The sequence below is a fragment of the Tsukamurella soli genome, from assembly GCF_039541155.1.
GTDB classification, from domain to species: domain Bacteria; phylum Actinomycetota; class Actinomycetes; order Mycobacteriales; family Mycobacteriaceae; genus Tsukamurella; species Tsukamurella soli.
On the sequence record NZ_BAABFR010000062.1, the window covers coordinates 24,215 to 31,013 of the forward strand.

5 protein-coding genes and 1 pseudogene are annotated in these 6,799 nt (G+C 70.5%); 5 read left to right on the forward strand and 1 reads right to left on the reverse strand.

What is annotated here, in order from left to right:
- Positions 1–14: 14 nt before the first annotated feature.
- The 3 genes from ABD908_RS17615 (at position 15) to ABD908_RS17625 (ending at position 3,650) form a co-directional block, all read left to right on the forward strand.
- A complete protein-coding gene (locus ABD908_RS17615; RefSeq protein ID WP_344998310.1) occupies positions 15–1,217 on the forward strand; it encodes an LLM class flavin-dependent oxidoreductase in 1,203 nt (400 codons plus the stop codon).
- 91 nt (positions 1,218–1,308) lie between these two features.
- Complete coding sequence (gene sfnG, locus ABD908_RS17620) at positions 1,309–2,436, forward strand: dimethylsulfone monooxygenase SfnG (RefSeq protein ID WP_344998319.1); 1,128 nt, start codon at positions 1,309–1,311, stop codon at positions 2,434–2,436.
- Positions 2,433–3,650: an SfnB family sulfur acquisition oxidoreductase gene (locus tag ABD908_RS17625; RefSeq protein WP_344998311.1), complete on the forward strand. Its 1,218-nt coding sequence runs from the start codon at positions 2,433–2,435 to the stop codon at positions 3,648–3,650. Before sfnG ends, ABD908_RS17625 begins: the two co-directional genes overlap by 4 nt.
- Before the next feature lie 36 nt (positions 3,651–3,686).
- On the opposite strand, the gene ABD908_RS17630 is transcribed toward ABD908_RS17625, so the two are convergent.
- On the reverse strand, positions 3,687–4,919 hold the full coding sequence (locus ABD908_RS17630; protein ID WP_344998313.1) for an alpha/beta hydrolase family protein: 1,233 nt from the start codon (positions 4,917–4,919) through the stop codon (positions 3,687–3,689).
- A 173-nt stretch (positions 4,920–5,092) separates the two neighbouring features.
- Here ABD908_RS17630 and ABD908_RS17635 point away from each other — a divergent pair, with 173 nt between their 5' ends.
- Together ABD908_RS17635 and ABD908_RS17640 are read left to right on the forward strand one after the other, a co-directional pair.
- Entirely contained in the window at positions 5,093–6,517 is a 1,425-nt protein-coding gene (locus tag ABD908_RS17635) for a CitMHS family transporter (protein WP_344998315.1), read from the forward strand.
- 29 nt (positions 6,518–6,546) lie between these two features.
- A pseudogene (locus ABD908_RS17640) lies at positions 6,547–6,799 on the forward strand (hypothetical protein); the annotation flags it as partial.

Here is a 6,799-nt window from a genome sequence, read left to right on the forward strand (position 1 = left end):
GAGAGGTCCACCGGGTGTCTCTGCACTTCCACTGGTTCCTGCCCACGTACGGCGATTCGCGCAACCTCATGGCGGGTGGGCACGGCAGCGGTATGACCGGTGACCGCCCGGCCGATCTGAGGTACCTCAAGCAACTCGCGTACGCAGCGGAGCAGAACCGGTTCGAGGCCGTGCTGACGCCCACCGGGCTGTGGTGTGAGGACGCCTGGCTGAGCACCGCGATGCTGATCGACTCCACCGACGAGCTGAAGTTCCTGGTCGCGGCGCGGCCCGGACTGATCAGCCCACTGCTGCAGGCCCAGATGGCGGCGACCTTCCAGTGGCAGTCGGAGGGCCGGCTGCTGCTCAACGTGGTCACCGGCGGTGAGCCGTCCGAGCAGCGCGCGTTCGGGGACTACCTCAGCAAGGAACAGCGCTACGCGCGCTGCGGTGAGTACCTCGACGTGAGCAACCGGCTGTGGACGTCCGAGGACCCCGTCTCGTTCGACGGCGAGTACATCAAGCTCGACAACGGCGTGCTCGCGCGCCGCCCGGACCCGGTGCCGCCGATCTTCTTCGGCGGCAGTTCCCCGGCGGCCGGCACCGTCGCCGCCAAGTACGCGGACACCTACCTCACCTGGGGCGAGCCGCCCGCGCAGGTCTCCGAGAAACTGAACTGGGTCCGCGGGCTCGCCGCCGCCGAGGGGCGGGAACTCACGTACGGCATCCGCCTGCACGTCATCGCGCGCGACACCAGCGAGCAGGCATGGGCCGAGGCGAACCGGCTGCTGAGCAACCTCGACCCGGAGGCGGTACGGGCCGCGCAGGCGAACCTCGCCCGCTCCGAGTCCGACGGGCAGCGGCGCATGCGCGAACTGCACGGCGGTGGCCTCGCCTACGACGAGGCCGCGGATGCACGGTCGCTGGAGATCTACCCCGGACTCTGGTCGGGCGTCGGCCTGGTGCGCGGCGGCGCGGGTACGGCCCTCGTCGGCTCGCACGAGGAGGTCGCCGATCTCATCGCCGAGTACGCCGCGCTCGGACTCGACCACTTCATCCTGTCCGGCTACCCGCACCTCGAGGAGGCGTACCAGTTCGGCGAAGGCGTGCGGCCGGCGCTCATCCGCAAGGGTCTCGTCGAGCCCGACCTCGACCAGGGGTTCCAGCGGGTGGGCGGCGCGTTCCTCGCGGCCCCGCCGGTCGAGCGCGGGGCTCCTCTGGCCCCCACCTCGTCGTAACCCCGCGAAGCCACTCCCCCGACGACACCATCGAACCCCGGGCCCGCCCCGGGGGTGATTCCTCATGCCCACCACACGAGAAGAGACCACCATGACCACCGAACGGATCGCGGACCAGATCAAGTTCGCCTACTGGGTGCCCAATGTGTCGGGCGGCCTGGTCACGAGCGATATCGAGCAGCGCACCGACTGGGACTTCGAGTACAACCGCAAGCTCGCCCAGACCGCGGAGCGTGTCGGCTTCGAGTACGCCCTCTCGCAGGTGCGGTACATGGCGAGCTACGGCGCGGAGTACCAGCACGAGTCGACGTCGTTCTCGCTCGCGTTGCTCGGCGCGACCGAGAAGCTCAAGGTGATCGCCGCCGTGCACCCGGGCCTGTGGCACCCCGCCGTCCTCGCGAAGTTCGGCGCCACCGCCGACCATCTGTCGGGCGGCCGGTTCGCGATCAATGTCGTCTCGGGCTGGTTCGCAGGAGAGTTCCGCGCCCTCGGCGAGCCGTGGCTCGAGCACGACGAGCGATACCGCCGCAGCGCCGAGTTCCTCCAGGTCATTCGGAAGATCTGGACCGAGGACCACGTCGAGTTCGCCGGCGACTTCTACCGGATCCGCGACTTCACGCTCAAGCCGAAGCCGCTCAACACGCCCGAGCGCCCGAATCCCGAGCTGTTCCAGGGCGGTAACTCCACCGCGGCCCGGATCAACGGCGGCAACTACGCCGACTGGTACTTCTCCAACGGCAAGGACTTCGACGGTGTCACCGATCAGCTCGACGACCTGCGCCGCATCGCCCGCAACGCCGAGCGCGAGGTGAAGTTCGGCCTCAACGGATTCATCATCGCGCGGGACTCCGAGAAAGAGGCGAAGGAGACGCTGCGAGAGATCGTCGAGAAGGCGAACAAGCCTGCCGTCGAGGGGTTCCGGGACGCGGTGCAGCAGGCCGGCAAGTCGGCCGCCGACGGTAAGGGTATGTGGGCCGACTCGACCTTCGAGGACCTGGTGCAGTACAACGACGGCTTCCGCACGCAGCTGATCGGCACGCCCGAGCAGGTGGCCGAGCGCATCGTCGCCTACAAAGAGCTCGGCGTGGACCTGATCCTGGGCGGCTTCCTGCACTTCCAGGAGGAGATCGAGTACTTCGGCGAGAAGGTGCTGCCCCTGGTGCGGGAGATCGAGGCGAGCCGCAGCGTCGAGGCCGAACGTGGCCGGGCCCTCGTGTGACGTCGCTCGCCGCCCCCGCCCGCGTCATCGCCTCCGCCGACGAGGCCCTTTCCGCCGCCACCGAACTCGCGGGACGGTTCGCCGCGGGCGCGACCGCGCGGGACCGCGACCGCCGGCTTCCGTTCGCCGAGATCGACGAGCTGTCGGCCAGCGGGCTGCTGGCGGCGACGGTGCCGGCTCGATTCGGCGGTGCAGACCTGCCGCCGTCGATCCTGGCCGAGGTGGTGCGCCGCCTCGCCGCCGCGGATCCGTCGATCGCCCAGATCCCGCACAGCCACTTCGTGTACCTCAACGTGCTCCGCTTCGGCGGCACGGAGGAGCAGCAGGCGCGGTACTTCGCCGGCGTGCTCGCGGGCGGGCGGATCGCTAACGCGCAATCCGAGCGCGGCGGGCGGACCGTCGCCGACGTCGCGACGACCCTCGCGCCCGGCGCTGACGGTGCGTTGCGTCTCGACGGCGAGAAGTTCTACTGCACCGGTTCACTGTTCGCGGACACGCTCGCGGTCCTGGCGCGCAGCACCGATGCCCCGGGAGCCGACGGCGGCGAGCAGGTGATCGCGTTCGTCCCGGCCGACGCGCCCGGCGTCACCGTCGTCGACGACTGGAACGGTATGGGGCAGCGCACCACCGGCAGCGGCACCGTGCGTTTCGACTGTGTCCTCGTAGCGCCCGATGCGGTGGTGCCCCGGTCCCCCGCGCTGTCCGAGCCGACCGGCTACGGTGCGTTCGCGCAGCTGCTGCACGTGGCGATCGACGCGGGCATCGCGCGCGGAGCACTCGACGCGGCAGCGGAATTCGTGCGCACGAAGTCGCGCCCGTGGTTCGAGGCCGGCGTCGACCGCGCCGATGCGGACCCGCTGGTGATCCAGCGGTTCGGCGAGCTGACGGTGACAGTGCGCGCCGCCGAGGCCGCCCTCCAGGCCGCGGGGCATGCCGTCGACACCGTATTCGATGGGCCCGGAACCGAATCCGCGCAGGAGGCCTCCCTGGCGGTGGCCACCGCGAAGGTGCTCGCGGACCGAGCGGCGACCGAGGTGTCGTCCGCACTGTTCGAGGTGAGCGGGACCCGCAGCGCCGGAGAGGATCTCGATCTTCATCGGTTCTGGCGCGACGCTCGGACGCACACGCTGCACGACCCCGTCCGCTTCAAGGTGTGGCACCTGGGCCGCAACACCCTGCAGGGCGCGGCGCCCCCGCTGCACGGGGTGCTGTAGTCCAGGACCGCACGGGGGCACCGTCACCTGGGAGGCTCAGCCGGCCGAGCACACCGCATCGTCCGGCTTGCCCGCGAACCGGTCGTAGAGCCAGTCGTAGCCGCCCATGTCGCCGCCGATGTCGTGGCCCTTGCCGACCAGCACCGTCAGGTGCACCCGGTCGCCGAGTGCACAGGCCTGACGTACGGCGGTCCGGGTGGACTGAGGTAGCACCAACGGGTCCTTGCTGCCCTGCGCCACATACACCGGCACCGCGATGCGCCGCTGCGGCAGCGAATACTGCGTCAGAGCGGTCTGCAGCAACTCCGCGTCGCGTCGGGTCGCGGGCAGTAGCTCCTGGTGCGTCATCGCCGACTCGACGGCCGTCTGCTTCGCCTTGACGGCCGGGTCGCACCAGTTGATCAGGGTCGGGAGGTTCGCGCGCACCGAGCCGCGCAGGTAGTTCCACCGATTCATCTCGGGCCGGGAGTCGGCCACGCCGGTGATGAGGGTCGGCAGGAACCACGCCTGGTCGTTATCGATCCGGCCGTCGTCGTAGCCGAGCGTGCGTAGATCGAGCACCGGCGCCTGGGACATCGCGGCGACCAGCGTGAGGCCGGTGCCGTACGTGGGCGCGAGCTCGGCGGCGGCCCACGCGGCCTGTCCGCCCTGCGAGTGCCCGGCGACGGCCCACCTCGACGAGACCTGGCCCGGATGCAGGTGCTGCATGGCCCGGACCGCATCGATCACGTCGTACGCCGCCGACCGCGGCTCCAGGTACGGGATCGTGGGGTCGGCCGCCGTCGCGCCCTGCTGCCGGCCGGCGACACCCATGCCCTGGTAGTCGATCAGGGCCACGGCGTATCCCTTGGCGGCGAGCATCGCGACCGGCCCGAAGTCGTTGACCCGGCCGAGGTTCAGGGTCGGCCCGCACTCCGGCGGCAGCCCGGTGGTGCCGTGGGCGTACACGATCACCGGCCAGCCGCCCGCCGGCGGAGCCCCCGTCGGCGTCACGAACACGCCCGAGACCTGCGTGGGCGCCCCATCGGTGCCGTTGGTCGAGCGATAGACCACGACCTGCGCATCACCCGTGCCGGGCACGGTCGCCCGCTGCGCGTCGACCACCTGGCCGCGCCCGGCGAGCGCGGGCGCCGACACGGGGGTGGCCAGCGGCGCGCTGGTCGGCGGGAGCGGGGGCGCCGGTGCGGGCCGGGAACACGCCCCCACCAGCGTCAGCACCACCGTCATGCCGACCAGCCCCGTCCTCGTCCTCGACACCTGTCTGCGCACCACACCGAGGTTACCGCTAGCACATCGACGCTTCACCACTTCAACGTTCTCGAGAACCGAGGCAACTCAGCGCAAAACGCCTAAAACCGCGACTAATTCGTACAAGATGGACCGTGGCGGCCATCACCCGGATCCTTCCACTGTTACCTGATTCACCCCACGAGGAGTGCGACATGTTGGTTGCTCTAGGACTTTCGATGGTGGTCGTGTTCATGGCCCTCATCATGACCAAACGCGCGACGCCGGTCGTCGCACTGATCGCGGTGCCGGTGGTGTTCGGCCTGTCGGCCGGGGCCGGTACCGGGATCGGCACGATGATCACGGGCGGGATCAAGGATCTCGCACCCACCGCGGCGATGCTGTTCTTCGCGATCGTCTTCTTCGGCATCATGATCGATGTCGGGCTGTTCGACCCGATCGTCAAGATCGTGCTGCGGATGGTCGGTGAGGACCCGGCGAAGCTCGTGGTCGGCACCGCCGTGCTGGCAGCCATCGTCTCCCTCGACGGCGACGGCTCCACGACGTTCATCATCACCACGTCGGCGCTCCTGCCGCTGTATCTGCGCCTGGGCGTGAGCCCCGTCGTGCTCACCGTGGCCGCGGGCCTCGCCAACGGCACGATGAACATCGTGCCGTGGGGCGGTCCCACCGCCCGCGCCGCTGCCGCACTGCACATCTCGCCGTCGGACGTGTTCGTACCGATGATCCCGGCCCTGATCGCCGGCCTGCTGGTCGTGTTCGCATTCTCGTGGCACCTCGGCCGCATGGAGCGGCGCCGGATCGGCACCCTGGTGCTGCACGAGCGGGTGCTCCACGGCGCGAGCGACCGCACCCTGATCGGCGTGGGCGGGTCGGCCTCCGACGGTGGCACGGGCGCACCGGGATCCGACGGTGGCACGGGCGCGGCGGGATCCGACGCCGGCGCGGGCGCGTCGGCGCTGACGGCGGCCGGCGGCCCCCACGACGACGCGGACGATCGGCGCCGGCCGCTGATCTACTGGTTCAACGCGGTGCTCACCGTCGCCCTGCTCGTGGTCCTGGTGCTCGACGTGCTGCCGATCCCCGTGCTGTTCATGATCACCGCCGCGATCGCGCTGATCGCGAACTTCCCCGCCGTCGCGGATCAGCAGGCCGCGATCACCCGGCATTCCAGCTCGATCGTGTCGGTGGTGGGCATGGTCCTCGCGGCAGCGGTGCTGACCGGCGTGTTCACCGGCACCGGTATGGTCGAGGCGGTCGCCACCTGGCTGACCCACGCCATCCCGGAGTCGATGGGCCCGCATCTCGGCGTCGTGACCGGCGTGCTCTCGATGCCGTTCACGTTCCTGATGTCCAACGACGCCTTCTACTTCGGCGTCCTGCCGGTGCTGTCGGAGACCGCGGGCCAGTACGGCGTGAGTGCTGCGGAGATGGCGCGCGCATCGATCACGGGCCAGCCGTTCCACATGCAGAGCCCACTGGTTCCGGCGATCCTGCTGCTGGTCTCGCTGGCGGGGGTGTCGCTCGCGGACCACCACCGGAAGGTGCTGTGGCGGGCTGCGGCCGTCTCTCTGGTGATGCTCGCCGTGGGCATCGTGGTCGGCCAGATCCCGTTCTGAGACAGGCACTACCGGAATAGGCTGTCGCGATGGCCAGGCTCCACCCGATCCGACCGACCCGCGCACGCACGCACGGGCTCCGGCTGCGCACGCAGATCCTGCTGCTCCAGGTCGCGGTGATCACGGTGAGCCTGGCCGTCGGTTTCGGGCTCGTCGTGCACAGGTCCGCCGGCGAGGTCCGCGCGCAGTTCACGCAGCGCGCAGCGGCGATCGCCCAGACGGTCGCCTCCGACGCGGACGTCCGCCAGGCCGCGGCCGCGGAGTCCGCCGCCCGCCGAGCGG